The sequence below is a fragment of the Fluviicoccus sp. genome (assembly GCF_030646115.1).
In the GTDB taxonomy this organism is placed as follows: domain Bacteria; phylum Pseudomonadota; class Gammaproteobacteria; order Pseudomonadales; family Moraxellaceae; genus Fluviicoccus.
Window position 1 is genome coordinate 48,851 of sequence record NZ_JAUSMX010000023.1, and the last position, 18,885, is coordinate 67,735.

General features: G+C 54.7%; 12 protein-coding genes. 10 read left to right on the plus strand and 2 right to left on the minus strand.

The window, feature by feature from the left end:
- The first annotated feature begins 63 nt into the window (after positions 1-63).
- The 7 genes from Q7T36_RS15160 (at position 64) to Q7T36_RS15190 (ending at position 8,931) form a co-directional block, all read left to right on the plus strand.
- On the plus strand, positions 64-1,167 hold the full coding sequence (locus Q7T36_RS15160) for a DUF6160 family protein (RefSeq protein WP_304850475.1): 1,104 nt from the start codon (positions 64-66) through the stop codon (positions 1,165-1,167).
- 157 nt (positions 1,168-1,324) lie between these two features.
- The gene (locus Q7T36_RS15165; protein ID WP_304850478.1) at positions 1,325-2,164 is read left to right on the plus strand and encodes a DUF6160 family protein; all 840 of its coding nucleotides are present in this window, start codon (positions 1,325-1,327) and stop codon (positions 2,162-2,164) included.
- Positions 2,165-2,348: 184 nt separating this feature from the next.
- Positions 2,349-3,182, plus strand: coding sequence for a C39 family peptidase (locus Q7T36_RS15170; protein WP_304850481.1), 834 nt, complete (start codon positions 2,349-2,351; stop codon positions 3,180-3,182).
- Positions 3,183-3,226: 44 nt separating this feature from the next.
- Positions 3,227-4,336, plus strand: a complete 1,110-nt coding sequence (locus Q7T36_RS15175) for a hypothetical protein (RefSeq protein WP_304850484.1) — start codon at positions 3,227-3,229, stop codon at positions 4,334-4,336.
- 31 nt (positions 4,337-4,367) lie between these two features.
- On the plus strand, positions 4,368-6,029 hold the full coding sequence (locus tag Q7T36_RS15180) for an OmpP1/FadL family transporter (RefSeq protein WP_304850727.1): 1,662 nt from the start codon (positions 4,368-4,370) through the stop codon (positions 6,027-6,029).
- Between the two features lie 3 nt (positions 6,030-6,032).
- Entirely contained in the window at positions 6,033-6,950 is a 918-nt protein-coding gene (locus Q7T36_RS15185; RefSeq protein ID WP_304850487.1) for a hypothetical protein, read from the plus strand.
- Positions 6,951-6,963: 13 nt separating this feature from the next.
- Entirely contained in the window at positions 6,964-8,931 is a 1,968-nt protein-coding gene (locus Q7T36_RS15190; protein ID WP_304850490.1) for a hypothetical protein, read from the plus strand.
- Between the two features lie 60 nt (positions 8,932-8,991).
- Here the strand turns inward: Q7T36_RS15190 and Q7T36_RS15195 are convergent, their stop codons facing one another.
- Positions 8,992-9,480: a DUF934 domain-containing protein gene (locus Q7T36_RS15195; RefSeq protein WP_304850493.1), complete on the minus strand. Its 489-nt coding sequence runs from the start codon at positions 9,478-9,480 to the stop codon at positions 8,992-8,994.
- Complete coding sequence (locus Q7T36_RS15200; RefSeq protein ID WP_304850496.1) at positions 9,473-11,125, minus strand: nitrite/sulfite reductase; 1,653 nt, start codon at positions 11,123-11,125, stop codon at positions 9,473-9,475. Before Q7T36_RS15200 ends, Q7T36_RS15195 begins: the two co-directional genes overlap by 8 nt.
- 296 nt (positions 11,126-11,421) lie before the next feature.
- Between Q7T36_RS15200 and Q7T36_RS15205 the strand changes: the two genes are divergently transcribed.
- From Q7T36_RS15205 to smc, 3 genes are all read left to right on the plus strand, one after another.
- Positions 11,422-14,541 carry a DUF748 domain-containing protein gene (locus Q7T36_RS15205; RefSeq protein ID WP_304850499.1) on the plus strand — a complete coding sequence of 1,040 codons (3,120 nt, stop codon included), beginning with the start codon at positions 11,422-11,424 and terminating at the stop codon, positions 14,539-14,541.
- 98 nt (positions 14,542-14,639) lie between these two features.
- Entirely contained in the window at positions 14,640-15,356 is a 717-nt protein-coding gene (locus Q7T36_RS15210) for a GntR family transcriptional regulator (protein WP_304850730.1), read from the plus strand.
- A 49-nt stretch (positions 15,357-15,405) separates the two neighbouring features.
- Entirely contained in the window at positions 15,406-18,885 is a 3,480-nt protein-coding gene (smc, locus tag Q7T36_RS15215) for a chromosome segregation protein SMC (RefSeq protein ID WP_304850502.1), read from the plus strand.

An 18,885-nucleotide genomic window follows, 5' to 3' on the forward strand; every position in this document is an offset into this window, starting at 1 on the left:
AGCACGTTACCGATTCCACGGTGACAAAAAATTAGAATTAAACCCCCTCGAGGAGAACTCCAAATGAAAGCTTTTCAAAAGCTCGCTCTTGTTTCCGCTATTGCTCTGACCTCCACCGCTTTCGCCATGGAAGTTGCTGATGACGAAACCCTGGCTGCTGCAACTGGCCAAGACGGTATCACCATCGCCATCGCTCCTGGTACCCGCACCGGTGCCCAGTTGACTGGTCTTGGTGTCAATCTGCTGGATGCCGGCGTGGATCTGGACTTGGCAATCAACGGCGGTAACGCTGACGGCGTGTACAAGGGCCTCAGCATCACCCAAACCGTTATCCATGATGACGACGGCTTGAACACTCTTGGTCTGTCCCGCGCTGGTGCCATCGTCATGGGTGACGGCACTGCTGCTGACGCCACTGTGATTTTTGCTGACAACCAAACCCCGATCATTGTCAAGATCGATGCTATTGGTGATAACTCAGCTGCTGCCGGTAACACCGCCATGCTGCAAGTTGGTATCGAAACCCCGACGCTGGTCATCAAGACCTCTGACATTTACGTTGCTGCTTCCAACGCCAACGCTGACGAAACTGTTTCCGGTTTGGATCACAATGGCGACGGCGACATTCTGGACGTCGAAACCAACGGTTCCAGCAACTCTGACTCCATTCGCATCATGAATGGCTTGACCCTGAAGGTTGGTGCCAGCGGTGCCGGTAACAACCTGATGACCATCCAACTGGGTAACGAAGCTCAGACCCTGTTCGGTGGCGCTGCTTCTGCTGTGAACCCGGAAGTGATGATCAAGCTGACTGCTACTCTGACTGGCGGTCTGGTGATTTCCAATCTGGAACTGCTTGACCAAGACGCAGTTGCCGGTCCTGGCTTGGGTGGCATCCGCGCCGCTTCCATGGCTATCAACAACGCTGGTTCCGGTGTTGGTGGTAATCTGGATGTCGTTGCTGGTGTGAACGTGGGTGACGGTTCTGCCGCTACCAACCCGAATGGTCTGGTGATCACACTGGGTCAATTGGGTACGGCTCTTGGCGGTGCAGACATCACTTTGAACAATGTTCAATTGGGTAGCGCTGCTGCTCCCGATCTGGGCGACGTGCAAATGCTGGGTCTGAACCTGGCCGGTGCCAGCCTGATCATCAGCGGTCACTAATCAATAGAGGTTTGCCTCTGTTGGTCAAAACGGCAGCCTCGGCTGCCGTTTTGTATTGTTGGGTACAAAAAACGCCACTAAAAACGATGAAATAAATCCACCTATCGTTTATCATCCAAAGGTCAATAAAAATAACAGCCACCCAGCGGATCAGTGTATGGCCAACTTCATAATTCCCGGAATCCTTATTGTCGGCGTGCTTTCCCTTCAGGCCCATGCGCTGGAATCCATTGCTGATGAGGCCCTGTCCGAGTCCGTAGGCCAGGATGGCATCACCATCAGCACCTCCGTAAACTGGTTGTCGCAGTCAGTCAAAGTTCATGATCTTAACGGGGTGCCAGCCACCTTGGTGGCAGGCAATGCCAATGCTGGCACCGTGGCATTCAATGGCTGGGGCATGCAGGGTTGTACCAATGGCGCGGGTGCAGCCTGCACCACCACCACCAATCCGACGTTCAATATCCTGATTGATGCCACTGGCGGTGCTGCACCTTTTATACAAATGGCAGTTAACTGGGATGCTGGCATTGGTAAAATTCGTTTCCTGCTGGATAACATCAGTTTGCAAAACGGGTTAGGCGGCAACAATGTTGAAATAATTGATCTGGCGCAGGGCTATGTTGATGTGATTCGCCCCGCAGGGGCACCGGCCTTGAATATTCAGCTGGGTAACGAACCCGGTGGCAACATGATAACGCTGGCATCATTTAATGTCGGTACACTGGATTTTGGTCAGGTGCTGCTGCGCGACAAGAGTGATACGCTTGTTAATAACCGGAACATCCGGTTCAGCTTCGCCCTGACCGGTCTGGATTTAACCAACACCACTGTGAATGTAATTCCCACCGGACTGGTGATCGGCAATCCCAGCATGACTGGCCTTGGCTTCACCATGACCGATATCATTGCCGGGAATACCACCACTACCATGGGCTCGGTGGGCGTAACGAATATCACGCTGACCAACCTGTCTGTCCGTATTTCCGGGAAAAGCTGAAAGAACGAACAGTTGTTGGGGTTGCATGCGTATTTGCGTAGGGTTTACGTAAATTGCGCGTGAAAACTCTTTTAAAAGAAGGTATTTTTCACCAGTTGATTGCTTGTAAGCCATCAGGCAGTCTATAGGCTGCGGTCATAATCATCATGGCTCCTCCGGGTGCCTAAAACTAGAAAAACAGTTTATGTTCACACTGACACTTGGCTCCGCCCTGATCTACATGTTCGCCAACGAGGCTTTTGAAGTGGCGGATGTGCCTGCGTCCACAATTTACTACACGCATACGGTGGATGGCCGGGTGGATAGCCCAAAAAACATGCGTGAATCTCCAGTGACCGTGGAGACATTGCAAGAGCAGCGCTACAGAAATATTGTTCATCAAGCATATGACTATAGCTGCGGCTCGGCGGCACTGACTACATTATTGAATGGCTATTTGGGCCGCAAGTTCACTGAAAAGCAGGTAATGGATGGACTGCTGAAATTTGGTGAATATGACAAGATTGTTCAGCGGCGTGGATTTTCGCTGCTGGACATGAAGCGTTTGGTAACGGCGCTCGGACACCCCAGTGGTGGCTACAAGGGGACCATGGATGACTTGAAAAAGCTTGACCATCCGGCCATTGTTCCCATTCATTATGCCAATTTCAAGCATTTCGTGGTTATCCGTAAATATCAGGACGGACGCTTCTTTGTGGCTGATCCGGCACTGGGTAATATCAGTTTTCCGGAGTACCGTTTTGCTGAAATCTGGGAAAACAATGTCATGTTCATTGTCTTCCCCAACGGTTTCAAACCCCGCTCTACACTTGAGTTAACGGAAGCCGATCTGCGTTATGTGGATGACCAGACCATCAACCAGTTGACGTTTGCATCTCTGTACACGTTTGACAAGCAGATGACTGAGAATGCAGACAGAGCGGGCACCATGCAGCGTGTATTGAATATGGACACCGAAAGTCCGGATTTCAACAAGCCGGTTAATGTCCCGTTGCGAACCTACTTCCGTCGCAAATAAGTTGGCTGAGCTGAATTAGACTCTTACAAGACCAAGGAATTACAATGATGAGAAATTGGGGTAAGGCGCCGCATCTCGTGATGATGCTGAATGGCTTGTGTTTCTCGGCGGCCTATGCGGAAGATCAGCCCGCAGCTGATGCTTCAGCCCCGGCTGCGACGCCTGCGGCAGCTGTACCAGCAGCCGTGACTCCCGCTGCCGCACCAGCTTCTGGCGCGGATGCGGCCCGTGACGCCTTGACGCAGAAAAGTGAAGACGCCAGTTCAACCAAGAATCTTGAGCAGGTATTCAAGGCTACTGAAAAAACTTATTCCCTGCTCAAGCAAGGCAAGTTCGGCGCTAACTATAGCGGCGACTATAGTTATTACCGCGACAGTCGTATTGATATTGCCCTGGATGGCAATGGTTCCGGATTGACCCGTTTCCGTATTGAGGAAGATGCTCAGCATACTTTTTCCAACTCGCTCGAAGTCACCTATGGCTTTCGGGATAACCTGACTTTTTCCGCCAGTTTGCCCTTGGTTTACAAGATTGATTCCCAGGCGGACAAGCAAGTCGTTGGACTGGGAGACCTTTCCCTCGGGGTCAGGTGGCAACCGGTGCCTCTGAAAAACGGGCTGCCTACCACTACATTGTTTGGTTCAATTTCCACGGCCACCGGCGATAGTCCATTTGAAATCAACGCCGGGCAGGATCTATCCACTGGCAAGGGCTATTACAGCTTCTCCGGCGGCGTCAGTATGAACAAGGTGACAGACCCCATTGTGCTATTTGGTTCTGCAAGCGCCACTATCAGTAATAATATTGGCAGCTTGAATCAGCAGCGCGGTTCGCGAGCTTTGGTCGGGGTTAGCCCAGGTGATACCTTGGGTGTATCCATGGGTTTTGCGTATTCGCTGAATTATGATGTGAGCATGAGTGCCTCTTTCCAGCAAAGCGTTACCTCTGGTTCCCGGTTCAAGTTTAATGATGGCAAGTATGTTGAGTCTGCAACCCAAGTATCGGCATTGGTCAACTTTTCGCTTTCCCTCCGTACGTCGCCTAAACGCATTGTCAACCTGAATCTGGGCTATGGTCTTACCGAAGACACCCCTGACGTGACATTGGGCTTCTCGATGCCGATAGAGTTCCTTGGATTGGCTTCGGCTAACTGACCGCGTTTGATGGCCGGGTGAAAGAATGAAAATGTCATATTTAAAGGGAAAGAGATGTGCGCTGGCAGCGGCGGTTTGTCTCTCCGGCAGTGCGGCTCAGGCGCAGCTGGCTCAGAATCTTTCCGTTGATCTCCGGTCATTGTCACTGGGTAATGCGGTTACGGCCGATCCTCCGGGTGTGAATGCCATTCACTTCAACCCGGCTGGACTTACCAAAATCAATGGTTTGCAGCTCGATGTCCAGTTACTGATGGCAGACTTCTCTATTGAGAGTGAGTTCTCTGCTCCCAAAGGTTTTAATGTCTTTGGTTATTCTGATGACCCTGTAGTTTGTGATGACGCTGAAAATGATGGCGAACGACTCTGCTCCAACTTTAGGATTGGCAGAAGTTCCGTGAAGGGGGTGGGTCTTTATCTACCCATTCTGGACAAGTTCGTGAAGTTGCCGCCTGGTCCGATTGCCGCTCCTACTGCTGGCATTGCATACAAGCCTCCTGGCTCGCGTTTCACTTTCGCCACGGCTGCCTATGCACCCATGATTGCCGGTCTATATCGTAGTCCTGATGATCCTGGAACCTTCATGGGCAAGGAGGTTGCGCTGGAACGGATTACCTATCTCTCGCCTTCTGTGGCCTACAAGCTGACGGATGATCTTTCTGTAGGGCTTTCAGTCGGGATGTCCTATCAGGCTATTACCCTGAATACGGATTTTAGAGGACCCAACGAACTGATTGGTGTTTTCCGGTTGCTAGACGAAGATGTCTGCGCTCCGTTCAAGGGGAACGCCAATATTGTCACTGATTTGCTGCTGTTCGGTATCTGTAATGCCGAGGAAAGCCTGGGCCCGTTCAAAAAGCTGGCGGCGCTGGATGTAAGCATGCAGCAAACATTGTCCCCTACTTATAACTTGGGTGTGCTCTGGGAGCCGAATGACAGTTTCGCTTGGGGAGCGGTCTATCAGAGCGGCAGTAATATGCGACTGAAGGGCAAATATAAAATCACCTACGAAAAGGGTGCCCGTGAACTGATCAATAACGGCTTGCAAAGCTCCATTACCGGCCAGATTCTTGGTGCAATTCTTGGTTTGCCCACTTATATGCCGGCCAAGGAAGAAGGGTTGATGTCCATGAACCTGACTTATCCGGCCCACTTTCAGACCGGCATTAAGTATAAGGTCATTCCTCCCCTGCAAATTAATTTCGATATTGGCTGGACCGACTATGGTGCATGGGATGCCTTCAAATTCGAGTTTGACCGGCAATTGGCCGTGCTGCAGATTGCCCGTCTGCTGGTGCCCGGCACCACACCCACAACCTTGAATTTCCCATTGGGTTTCTCCAGCCCTTGGAGTTGGGGTGTCGGTATTGAATATTCGCATACCAACCGCCTGAAATTCCGTTTGGGTTATGAACCCCGCAAGAGCGCTATTCCGTTGAACAAGCGTAATGCGCTGGCACCTATCAATGATGCCCAAATGTTCGGCACCGGTATCGGTTATAAATTTGATCGTGATACCGATCTGGATCTGACACTGATGCATCTTCGCAGTCGTGACGATATTCCGGCCAACTCCAGTAGCTTGCTTAACAATACAGGTGTCAATAACTTGGTTTACAACCCCTTTGCCGGCCTCGATGTCAAAACCAGGGCAGTGGTCAATATCATGGGTCTTGTTTACCGTACTCGCTGGTGATTCATGCGTGGAATGTGTGTTTTGATGGCGGCGGTTTGCTCATTTGCGACGGCTGGGGAAAAGTTTTTTCCAACCGTGGATGCTAATGGGCGGATGATAGTGATCAAGTCGTCCGCTGCGCAGGATGGCAAACCGGAAGCCAAAGCTTCGGATGTAAGTCCGCCGGCAGTGGATGCGTCGAAGCCTGAGCCGAAGGCAGTGGAAAAGCAAAGTGGGGGGGAGTCGCAAGCCGGAGCCATCGACAAGTTGTCTGAAACCCAGCCATATACCTTTAGTGAGGAGTTGGAGCAAAAAGGGTACAAGCCAGAAGGGAAAAACCGGTTTTATTATCTGCCGGATGGCAGCATGGGCAAGACTCCGCTAGAGTCAGAGGACGGTGTGCCGGTCTGGACCCAGCCATCTGCCGGAGAGGAAGACTCGGCTCCCACCGTCAGGCCATCACCGAACTATCAGGTGTTGTTGCCGGATGAGTTGACGTCTTATGGTGTCCCGTCAGAACAGTGTCTTTCTGCTCGCGCCTTGAAGAAGGCTCGAACTATTTTGCATCGTAGTGTGTTTCGTGTTTATCGCCCACTGGATGAGGATCCTCGCCAACCGGACATGGTATTGAGCCTGAAAAACATCAAGCCTGATTCCGCCTTGTTCATGTTGACGCATTCCGATTCTATTGCGATTCCGGGCTTTTATACACCCGTTGTGGTTTTTCGCGATGCCAAAGGGTGTGTGATATCGGGCGCTTGGAATTATTGGTCACACCAGAATCCCTCGACAGATTTGCGTTTTGAATCCCTTGAAGGAACCTTGCTGGTTGGTGACGGTGTTGCCTATGTCACTTTGCACAACCCTTCAGACTCCATCAAGAGCAGGCTTCCTTTCAGCTACCAGCGGGAAGGTTCGTTTTCGGTTGAAATATATGAATAATGAGGCTGGAATCATGGCTGATCTTTTCCGCAGGCTTTATCTGTCGACCGCATTGGCTGCGGTGGCTGCGGCTTTAACCGCTTGCGGCGGCAGCAACAATCTTGACGATCCTGTCACCGAAATCAAGTCGTCCTGCGTTGGCGCTACCTGCGTTTCCGGGCAGTTTGTTGACGAACCGGTGGCTGGCCTGAATTATCGTTGTGAAAATGTGGTGGGTGAAACATCCGCGACAGGAATGTTCAGTTGCCCCAATAATTCAGTGGTAACTTTTTATCTGAAAGCCAAAAACGGCACTCGTGAAATTGTGCTAGGCTCGGTCAAGATTGCCAAGGTTGTCAGTGTAAACAATTACCAGACCGTCAAATTCCTGCAGATTACCCCCCGTAATCTGGTTGATAATGGTTACGCCATTGATGACCTGAATGCTCAGGAAAACAAGGTAATTCAGGTTCTGAACATCATCCGTTTCCTACAGGCGATGGGTGATCCCGCTGATGCTTATCCGGGCGCAAGCGGCCGCATTACGCTGACGGATGAACGGAAAAAAGCAATTGAAGCCTTGGAGACGGATTTTGCAGCCGTGCTGTTTTCAACATCTAATTTTGACAGCCTGATACAGCCGGTTTTGGCCAAGGTCGGGCCAGCCGGTGTCACATTACCTTCCGCAACGGCTGCAATTGACCGCTACATGACCGGATTTCGGGCGTTGCAGGCCGGTGTTTATGAGGCCAATCCGCAGGTGTTTTCCGGATTTGTTGATCTGGAAAAGCAGAACCTTCGGGATGTCGGCGTCGTTGGGCAAAGTGGTTCAACCGTGGTGGCGGGCTCTAACAGGATTTCCCAAAAGGCACTGGAAGGTTTCCTGTTAATGCTGGATCGGGACGGCAAATCCTTGGGCTTTGGTCTGGAATGGCTGGATGAAGTGCAGACTTCCCCAACTGATGCGTCTGATCTGTCGATTCCGCGCTCCGTCAGTGATATGCGATTAAAATCCGCCCCGGTAGATTTGACGCCGGTCAGCAATAATATCGGCTTCAATATGTCCGGTTTGATCAAGCCTGATTTTTCATTCCGTGTGGGCACAGCGGGAACCGGGGAGAATCTGGGCACTGTGCAGATTACAGCCGGAACCATGGAGCATGGTTTTATTTTGGGACATGCGGTGTTTTACCGGAACCTGTTCGGCCTGTCTGATTCCGAGCCGGTCGACCCCAAGAAAATCGGGTCATGGAAACGGTTGGGACCCACCGGTTTGACACAGTATGAAGGCAACGCGACGATTCAGAGGTTCCGCACCCTTGACCCGTTCCTCGATCCGGTGGTCTGGAAAACCATGAGTACCTTGCCTTCCGGGCAGAACGCCAAGCCGGTTTTCCCGCTGCATTTGAAGATGACCTTGCGTAACAATGACACGCGCCCGCTGAGCGGTTGCGGAGCCAACGGATGTGTGGTCGGGAAAATTGATTTCACGGTGCTTGAGAACGGTAATATCGTCTCTGATGTGGATCAGGACTGCAGTGCGTTGAAGACCGATGGCAGTGACCAGGATGCCGAAGGCCAGCAGGAGTATCGCTTGGGTTCTGTGGCAGCGTTGATTCAAGAGCTTTCGTCCAACTATTTCAGCCCGGTGATGCTGATCCCCCGCATTCCTGGTTTGGAGGCACTGTATGGTACGCAAATCGGCATGACGACCAGCGCCGGTGGCGGCAAGGTCAAGATCGGTTTTTCAGCAGTTCATGCAGGTAGTGTTTCCATACTGGATAATGAGGCGGAAAACTCAGTAGCTTCTGCAACATGGGTTAATTACCTGAAATTTCACCGGCTTTCACAAACGCATTCGGGTGACCCTTCAAAAGAAAAAGTCCAAGTGAATGAGAAACGTGAGATTACGCCCAAATTCACAGATGAAATTCCAACGGTGCAAGGTGTAATTTCTGACATCCAGTTGCAGGCTTGCTATAACCCGTTGCCCAAACCCTGAGTTTCCAAAGGCCCAGATAAAAAAAACCGGCATTCACTGCCGGTTTTTTTATATCGCCGTTCAGATGGACTGCCGACGCCGGAATAATGGCAAAGGCTGGTCGATGCCGGCTTGGTAGCTTTCCGTAAAGTCGGAGAGCCCCTGTAGCGCCTCTTCCATGTCTTTGTCCGCGCGCACTGCATAACTGTCAAAGCCGCAACGGCTGAGATAAAACAGGGTGTCCTTGAAGACATCGCCGGTCGCGCGGAGTTCCCCTTTGAAGCTTAGTCTGTTTCGTAAAAGCCAGGCATGTGAATAACCCCGGCCGTCCGCAAAAGCCGGGAAGTCAAGAGCGATCAGGTCCAGCCGTTGAATGGTATCGCCCAGCAACTCCGGTGATTGGTCGGGCTTGAGGACCACGCCTTTGGGGAAGGCGTGGCTAAGCACGGTTTCCTGATTTTGCAGGTAATAATCCAGACTCACATACACCGGGGCGGCAGGTAAGACACCTTCGGTAATGAGCTGAAAGTGGTCTTCAACAATCTGCCTGTCTTTGATGATTTTAGGCATAGACCCGCTCCTTGAACTTGGCGATGCCGATACGGCGGTAAGTGTCCAGGAAACGTTCGTTGTCCAGACGGTTATCGAGATAGGTGTTGAGAATTTCCTCAATCACGTCGCCCATGTCTTCGGCAAAAAACGAAGGCCCCAGAATGTCGCCGATCGCGGCATCATGCCCGGCGCTACCGCCCAGGGACACCTGATAATATTCAGCCCCTTTCTTGTCTACCCCGAGAATACCGATGTGGCCGACATGGTGGTGACCGCAGGCATTCATGCAGCCGGAAATGTTGATATCCAGCAGGCCGATGTTGTAGACAGTATCGAGGTCTTCAAAGCGGCGCTGGATCTGTTCGGCAATGGGAATGGATTTGGCATTGGCCAGCGAACAGAAGTCCCCGCCAGGGCAGCAGATGATATTGGTCAGGAAACCGATGTTGGCGGTGGCCAGACCCAATTCACGCAGTTGCTCCCAGAGAGCCGGCAATTGATCCTGACGGACATCCGCCAGCACTATATTCTGCTCATGGGTGGTGCGGACTTCACCGAAACTGAACCGGTCGGCAAGGTCGGCAATGGTGTCAAGTTGGGCATCAGTCACATCGCCGGGAGCGACACCGGTACGCTTCAGTGACAGGGTGACGATGCGATAGCCGGCTTTTTTGTGGGCACAGGTATTGTGCTGGAACCAGAGGGCAAAAGCCTTGTTACTGTCCAGTCCGGCTTGCAGCGGGGCAGGAAAATCAGGCAGGTTTTCATAAGCGGGTTCCGTGAAGAAACCTGCCAGGCGCTGGAATTCCTCATCCGGGACAATCAGCGGGCTGTTTTGCAGATGCGCAAATTCGGCTTCCACTTTTTCGGCAAACACGGCAGGCGTCAATGCCTTGACCAGGATCTTGATCCGGGCCTTGTATTTGTTGTCGCGACGGCCATGCAGGTTGTAGACGCGCAGCACGGCTTCCAGATAGGCAATCAGTTCCCGCTGGGGCAGAAAGTCGCGAATGACGGCGCCGACCATGGGGGTGCGCCCCAGTCCGCCGCCAACCAGAATCCGATAACCCGGCTCGCCGGCGGCATTGCGCACCAGATAGACGCCGATGTCATGCACGGCGGTTGCCGCACGGTCGATGTCCGGTTGGGCATTCACGGCAATCTTGAACTTCCGGGGCAGAAAGGCAAACTCGGGGTGGAACGTCGACCATTGCCGGATCAATTCGCAAGTGGGGCGGGGGTCGGCAATTTCACCGGCCACGACACCGGCAAATTGATCGGTGGTGGTGTTGCGGATACAGTTGCCGCTGGTCTGGATGGCATGCATCTGCACCCCGGCCAGTTCGGCCAGGATGTCAGGAACTTCTTCCAGCAGCGGCCAGTTGAACTGGAAGTTCTGACGGGTGCTGACATGGGCATAGCCGCGGTCATAACGACGGGCAATATGCGCCAACAACCGCAACTGGCGGCTGGAGAGCATGCCGTATGGCACGGCAATGCGCAGCATCGGCGCAAAGCGCTGAATATACAGCCCGTTTTGCAGGCGGAATGGACGGAACTCGTCGTCAGTAAGCTGGCCCGCCAGGTAGCGGCGGGTCTGGTCGCGATACTGGGCTACGCGTTCGTCAACGATTTTCTGGTCGTAGGCGTCGTATTGATACATGGATTGAGCCTGGCAAGTCTGGCTGGATGTCGGAGGATGCGCAGCATATCAAGCCAACCTTCATAAGAAAAATGCTTTTTTTATATATGAATCGACAGAAAAGCTTATAAAAGAACGGGTGGAGAAGGCGACGGATTTCCGGAGCGCTGTTATCCGGAAGATACTGGATAATCAGGAATCCACGGGTAAGCCAGCCAAAAAACATGCCGTAAAATATTGTTAAACTTATGGTTTCTCGTTTTGCACCAAAGTGGCCGGTGTTAATATCACTTCATGAATTGTCTGGCGAATCCATCATGTTGAAGCCCTTGAAAGCCTTGTCCCCGCGTCGCAAAAAACAGGGGTCAGGAGTCCTGGCTGTCTTTACTCTGTACACAGTGCTGGGTTTTCTGGCTGCTCCGCATCTGGTGCAGAAGCTGGCCCGGGATTATGTGCATGACACCCTGAATCTGGACCTGAAGCTGGGTGAGGTGCAGTTCAACCCCTGGCAGCTGGCGGTGCGGCTGGATGACGTGTCGGTTCGGGAACCTCAGGGCCAAGTGCTGGTGTCCGTCCGCAGTCTCTATCTCAATCTGGATGCGGTGGCCTCGTTGTGGCAGCGGCGTATTGAAGTGGATGACTTCGATATCCTGCAACCCCGGCTGCATGCCCGGATTGATGCGGCGGGCAAGCTCAACTTGATGCAACTGGTTCCACCGGATGACCCGGCCGATAAGTCTGAGACCCCCTGGCAGTTGGGGGTGCTGGACATCCGCCAAGGCCGGGTTGATTTTCAGGATGACAGCCGGCCGGTTCCCTTCGCCACCACCCTGGAGCCGCTGACCTTGCGGCTGGTCAACCTGAGTTCGCATCGGGATGGTCAGGGAAAGTATGTGTTTGCGGCTGAAACCGGGAAGGGTGAGCTTTTGGCGTGGGAAGGTGCGGTAAATCTCAATCCGCTTCGCTCCACCGGCAAGCTCTCGCTGAGCCACTGGCAGGCAGCAACACTGGCAGAGTACGCACAGGATTTATTGCCGGTGGCGGTCAACGGCGGGGTCCTCGATTTTTCCGGGCATTATACCTTGTCCCTGGAGACGGAAACACCGCGTGTTGTGGTGGATCAAGGCATGCTGGCCGTCAGCGGCCTCAAGGCAACGACCCGCACCGCCAACCCCCTGCAACTGGCGGTGGGGCGTATCGAACTTCAGGGAGCCGGCTTGCAATGGCCTGAGCAAAGCGCAACATTGCCGGTTTTCAAGCTGGAAAACCTGGAGTTGGGAGACGGGGCGGGGCCTGTAGCGGCATTCCGTTCATTGCGGCTGGAGGACATGGTCTGGAGCCCTGCTGCGGATAAGGCCGGTTTGGGGAAGGCGGAGCTGACGGCCATGCAGTGGCATGACGGCGCCGATGTCATTCTCGATTTGCCGGAAATGGCGGTGCAGGGCTTGACGCTTTATCCGGAACAACAACGCCTTGAAACCGGTCGGCTGAGTTTTGGCCGGGGGAAAACGCGCCTGATCCGTCTTTCGGCTATGGACTCCAACTGGCAACAGTATCTGGAGCGTTTGAACCGCCGCTTGTTGCCGGCCGCCGCCGCCGATCCCCTGCCGTCCAAGCCGTGGCAGCTGACTCTGGGCGAGCTGGGTCTGAATGATTTTACGGTAGCCATTGAAGACCGGTTACCGAAAAAAAAGGTGGAGCTTCCTTTATATATACGCCGGCTTGTCATCCATCCGGAACTGGATCTGAAGAAACCCCACCGGTTTGAAGGGGAGGTTGAGATCGGCAAGGCGTCCCGGCTGGCGATGTCCGGCAGCCTGGATGAACAACCGTTCCGTCTGGACAGCCGGGTGCAGCTGACCGGGTTTGAGTTGCCACCCATGGCTCCGTATCTGGCTGACCTTGCCCGTTTTCAACTGGTGAGCGGGCGGGTGGAAATGGATGGACGGTTGCGGCTCCGTCAGGAAAAAGAGCTGTCGGCTGATTACCAGGGGCAGGTTGGCGTTGTTGATTTTGCGGCCAACGACTTGTTCCTGCAGGAACGTTTTCTGGCCTGGAAGCGACTGCAGCTCAAGGGGATGGATGTCAGCCTGACACCCATGAAATTCAAGGTGCGGGAAGTTGTGGCGGATTCGCCGTTTACCCGGCTGGTGATCCTGCCCGATAAGACCATCAACTTCAGCCAGATTCTCCGCAGCGACAGTTCGACGGCTTCCGTGAAAGCTGCGCCGTCAAAAACGAAGCCGGGCTCCGGAACAGTGGATATACCGGTTGAAGTGCAGCGCGTGGCAGTCAGTAACGGCTCCATGCTCTTTGCTGACTTCAGTCTGAAGCCGCAGTTCGCTACGGGTATTGAATCGCTTAATGGCGATATTCGGCATATCAGTACGCGTCCTGGCTCTGTCGCCGATATCGCCTTGAAGGGGCGCGTCGACCAGTACGGCAAGGCCGACATCCGTGGCCAGATCAATCCCTTGGCCCCTGATGCCAATACGGACATGAAACTCCGCTTTGATAATCTGGAGCTGACCACGCTCACCCCCTATTCAGCCAAGTTTGCCGGATATCGCATTGATAAAGGCAAATTGTCGCTGGATCTGGGATACCGGATCGAAGACCGCCGTTTGCAGGCCGCCAACAAGGTGGTTCTGCACCAGTTGACGCTGGGGGAGAAAGTGGAAAGTCCGGACGCGGTGAATTTGCCGCTGCGGCTGGCGCTGGCCTTGCTCAAGGACAGCAACGGCGTCATTGATCTTGACCTGCCCATCAGCGGCAGTCTGGATGACCCGCAATTCAAGGTCGGGCCGATAGTCTGGCAAGCGTTTGTCAATGTCGTCACCAAGGTGGCGACCGCCCCGTTCCGGTTCATTGCCGGGCTGGTTGGTGGCGGTGATGACATGGACAGCCTGGCGTTTGCCCCCGGTTCTGCGGAAGTTTCCAAGCCAACCCGCGACAAGCTGTTGAAGCTGGCCGAGGCGTTGCAGAAACGACCCGAACTCAAAAGTGAGTTGCGCGGCACCTTTGACCCGGCGCTGGACAGGTCGGTATTGCAGGTCCGTCGTCTGGATGAGGCGGTTCAGGCGCGCAAGGCGGCGGTGGGGACGGAAATCAAGGCGCTGGAAAGCCTGTATCTGGAGAAGTTCAGCTCTGAAGCCTTGAAGCAACTCAAGGCGCTGGCGATGCGTCCGGCGGGCGCGGTAGAGCAGCCGCAAGCCGAGTCCGCCTGGCGGACCTCCCTCAGGACCGCCTTGCTGGAGAAAGAGGAGGTTGCCGACGGTGATTTGCGGGAATTGGCCCTGGACCGCAGCCGTGCGCTGCGGCAGATACTGATTGAACAAGGGCAGGTGACGGACAGCCGGGTTTTTGTGCTGGAGCCGGAGGCTGTGACCGGAGAAGTGGAGGCGGTTGCCAGCCGTGTGGTGCTGAACGTGATTTAACCCGTGTCGGAACCGTTAAAAGCTCAAAGTCCGATTGTACGACAATGAGTCAAAAGGGTAGAATTGCCAACGTACTGGATTTACAGGTTGAGGCGACCATGCTGGAACAAGGGAACGACGCGACATTCAAGGCTGCTGAGAGTCTGGCCGAGCAAATCGCCCGTCATGTGGGGCGGCAGATCATTACCGGTGATCTGGTGGAGGGAGAGCGCATCCAGGAGTTGCGGATTGCCAGCGAGCTGAATGTGAGCCGGGGTTCGGTGCGCGAAGCGTTGCTGATCCTGGAACGCCGGCACCTGATTGAAATCTATCCCCGACGCGGCGCGGTGGTGGCGGAAATGTCCGCCCAGCAAATCAAAAGCCTGTTTGAAATCGTAACCTTGCTGTTATCCGTCATGGTGCGGCGCGCCGCTGACAACTGGCGTCAGTCGGATGCCGAGAGCTTCACGGCTTTGCTGGAGAAAATGCAGCAGCTGGTGCGTGACGGTGACATTGAAGGGTTTTATGAAAGCTCATTTGCCTTTTTCCGCATGAGCTACCGTTTCAGCATGAATCCTTATATAGAAGAGATACTGGAAGATTTACAACCGGCGTTGCAGCGTGGATATTATCTGGCCCTGCATACCAACAAGCGTGAATTGCAAGAGGCCTATAATTTCTTCAAGGGCGTGCTGGAGGCGGTGTTGTTGCGCAAGGGTGAGCAGGCCGCCGATCTGGTGGGGGATTTCTGCCTGCATCTGCGCAGCCTGGTTCTGGATTCCCTGGCGCGCATGAAGCAGATTGAGCTGGCCTGGGCGCAACGTTCCCGGCGCTAATCCGCTTTACTGTATAATTTCATGCCTCACCCTCCGGATTTCCGTGGTCATGCGCCTAAAAAGTATAAAACTGGCGGGCTTCAAGTCATTTGTCGATCCGACCACGGTCCCTTTCCCCAGTAATCTGACGGCCATTGTCGGCCCCAACGGTTGCGGAAAATCCAATGTCATTGATGCCGTGCGCTGGGTCATGGGCGAGTCGTCCGCCCGGTATTTGCGGGGCGAGTCGATGGCGGATGTCATTTTTAATGGATCCACCACCCGCAAACCGGTCGGCCAGGCCAGTATTGAGCTGATTTTCGACAATCAGGACGGCACCCTGGCCGGGGAATATGGACGTTACGCTGAAATCGCCGTTCGCCGTCAGGTAAGCCGTGAGGGTAAATCCGATTATTATTTGAACGGAAGCCGCTGCCGCCGCAAGGATATTACCGATATTTTCCTGGGCACTGGCTTGGGGCCGCGCTCCTACGCCATTATTGAACAGGGCATGATTTCCCGCCTGATTGAAGCGCGCCCGGAAGAGTTGCGTCATTATATTGAAGAGGCGGCCGGAATCTCCCGTTACAAGGAACGCCGCAAGGAAACCGAAACCCGTCTCGCCAATACCCGCGATAACCTGTCCCGCCTCAACGATATTCGCGACGAATTATCCCGCCAACTGGCACATTTGCAGAAGCAAGCCGATGCGGCTGAGAAGTTCCGGCGTTTCAAGGCAGAGGAGCGCGAAACCAAGGCACAGCTTTTTGCCTGGCGCTGGCAGCACATGCATGGCGAGCAATTGGTCCTGGAGCAGGAAATCCAGTCCCAGGCCGAAGCCCTGGCTTCGGCGCTGCAGCAGCAGCAGGGTCTGGAAGAGTCACTGACTGCCGCCCGTGAGAGCGAGGAGCTTGGTCATCAGGCCGTACTGGAGTCCCAGAATCAACTGCATGCTGTCCGCAACGCAGTGGGCTCGGTAGACCAGCAGATACGTCACCAGACTTTGCGGCGCGAACAACTGGGTCAGCAGATTGCCAACCTGCAACAGCGCTGCCTGCAAACCGGCGATGAACGCACCCAGGATGAGATGGAGCTGGAAAACCTTCTGATGGAGCTTGAGACCTTGCAGCCGGCGCTGGAAGAAAGCCAGGCCCGCCACGAAGAGGCCTTGTTCCGGGTGGAAAGCGGGGAGTCGGCCTTGCAGCAATTGCAATCCCGGCTGGAGACTTGCCAGCGTGAGGTGTCCTCCGCCGGTTCACGTGTACAGGTGGGGCAGGGGCGCATTCTGGCGCTGGAGCAGGGTTTGATGCGTGCGCAGGAACGGCGTTTGAAACTGACGCAGGACCTGGGACAGTATGCGACCGATGAACTGCTGCACGATGTATCCGCGCAACAGGAAGAGCTGGCCATGCTGGATCAGTTGCTGCAGGAAACGCAACTGCAACTGGAGCAATTGGGTGACCGCATTACGGCCGGCAGCCGCCGCCAGCAGGAACTGGCCCGGCAACTGCATGTGTTCAAGACTGAGCAGCAGCAGTTGCAAGGCAGGCTCTCGGCGTTGAATGCGCTGCAACAGGCCGCCTTGGGCCGTGACAACCGGGAGCTGAATGCCTGGCTGGACCGTCAGGGCATGCGGGATGCGCCGCGGCTGGCCGAGGTGGTGCGGGTGACCCCCGGCCATGAGAGCCTGGTGGAAGGGGTGCTGGGCGACGCCTTGTCGGCGCTGATGGTGGACGATCTGGGACAATATGCGCTGGAGGGGGCGCCGCATGTGATGCTGGTGGAGTCCTCCCCGTTGGAGCCGTTCTCACCCGGCAGCCTGGCTGGTCTGATGATCGAACCGGTGGGCGCGGACTGGCTGGCCAAGGTGCGTCTTTGCACAGGCCTAACGGAGGCGCTGCAACAGCGGCACGAACTCTTGCCGGGTGAAAGTCTGGTGACGCCCGAAGGTTATTGGTTGGGCCGCCATTGGTTACGGGTCTTCGCGTCGAAGACGGAAGAAAGCGTGCTGGCGCGGCAACAGGTGATCGAGACCCTGCAAGCCCGCCTGCTGGAGCTGGCGGGTGAGGTTGATGAAACCCAGCGCGAACAGCACAGCAATGCCGAAGCATTGCAGCAGGATGAAACTTTGCGCGGGCAACTGCAGAAGCAGCTCTCCCGTCAGTTGCAGGAACGCGGCGCGCAGCAGACCCGGCTGGCGAAACTGCAGGCGCAACTGACCCAGACCCAGCTTCAGGCCCAACGGGTGCGCGAGGAAATGGCCGACCTGGATGAGCATTACGCGCAGGATGCCGAAGCCTTGGCCGAAGCCCGGCTCCGGCATCAGGATGACCTTGAGGTCTGGCAGGCGTCCCAGGCTCAAGAGGAGGACATACTGTCACGGCGTGAGGCCTTGCGTGAACAGGCGCTGCAATTGCGGCAGCGGCTGCAGGAGGAGCGCGCCGCGAGCCATCGCCTGGCGCTGGAGTTGCAGGGCTGCCAGACCCGTGAGCGGGCGCTGCGCCAGAACCTGCAACGCAGTGATCAGCATTTGCTGCAGCTTCGCCAGCAGGTCAGGGAACTGGAGTCGGAGCAGTCCGGCCAGCACGAACCGATGGCGGAACTGATGATGCAGCAGGAAGAACTGAATATCCGCAAAGTCGAAGCCGAAGAGCGGGTTCTGCATGCTGAGTCGGCCTTGCAGGAAGCAGGGCGGCTGTATCGGGAAATGGAGCAATACCGTCACCGGCTTTTTGCCAGTATCGAGCCATTGCGTCAGCAACTCGAATCCCGGCGCCTGCATTGGCAGAATATTGCCTCCCGCCAGGAGTATTTACAGGAGCAAGTCCGGGAGCTGGGCGTGGCGATGGAAGATATTCTGGCCGGTTTACCCCCGGATATTGATGAAACGCTTTGGCAAAGCCGTCTGGAACAACTCGCGGTCCGGATCAGCCGTTTAGGGGCCATTAATCTGGCTGCCATTGAAGAATATCAGCAGCAAGCGGAGCGCAAGGCCTATCTGGATGCCCAGTCGGCGGATCTGGAAGAGGCGGTGGAAAAACTTGAAAATGCCATCAAGCATATTGACCGTGAAACCCGGACGCTGTTCATGGATACCTATAATCAGGTCAACGCCGGTTTGCAGCATCTGTTCCCCAAGGTGTTTGGTGGCGGGGAGGCGACACTCAGCCTGGTTGGAGAAGACTCGCTTAACAGTGGAGTTACAATTATGGCCCGTCCGCCGGGTAAAAAAAATTCAACAATTCATCTATTATCTGGTGGTGAGAAAGCGCTCACAGCATTATCATTGGTTTTTGCTATCTTCCAATTGAATCCCGCACCTTTTTGCCTGCTGGACGAAGTGGATGCTCCGCTGGACGACGCCAATGTGGGTCGATTTTGTCGTCTGGTAGAAGAAATGGCACAGAAGGTACAGTTTATTTACATCACGCATAACAAAATAGCCATGGCGATGGCACAACAGTTGATGGGAGTCACCATGCACGAGCCAGGGGTTTCGCGTTTGGTGGCAGTGGATGTAGAACAAGCCGCAGCATTGGCAGCTGCATGA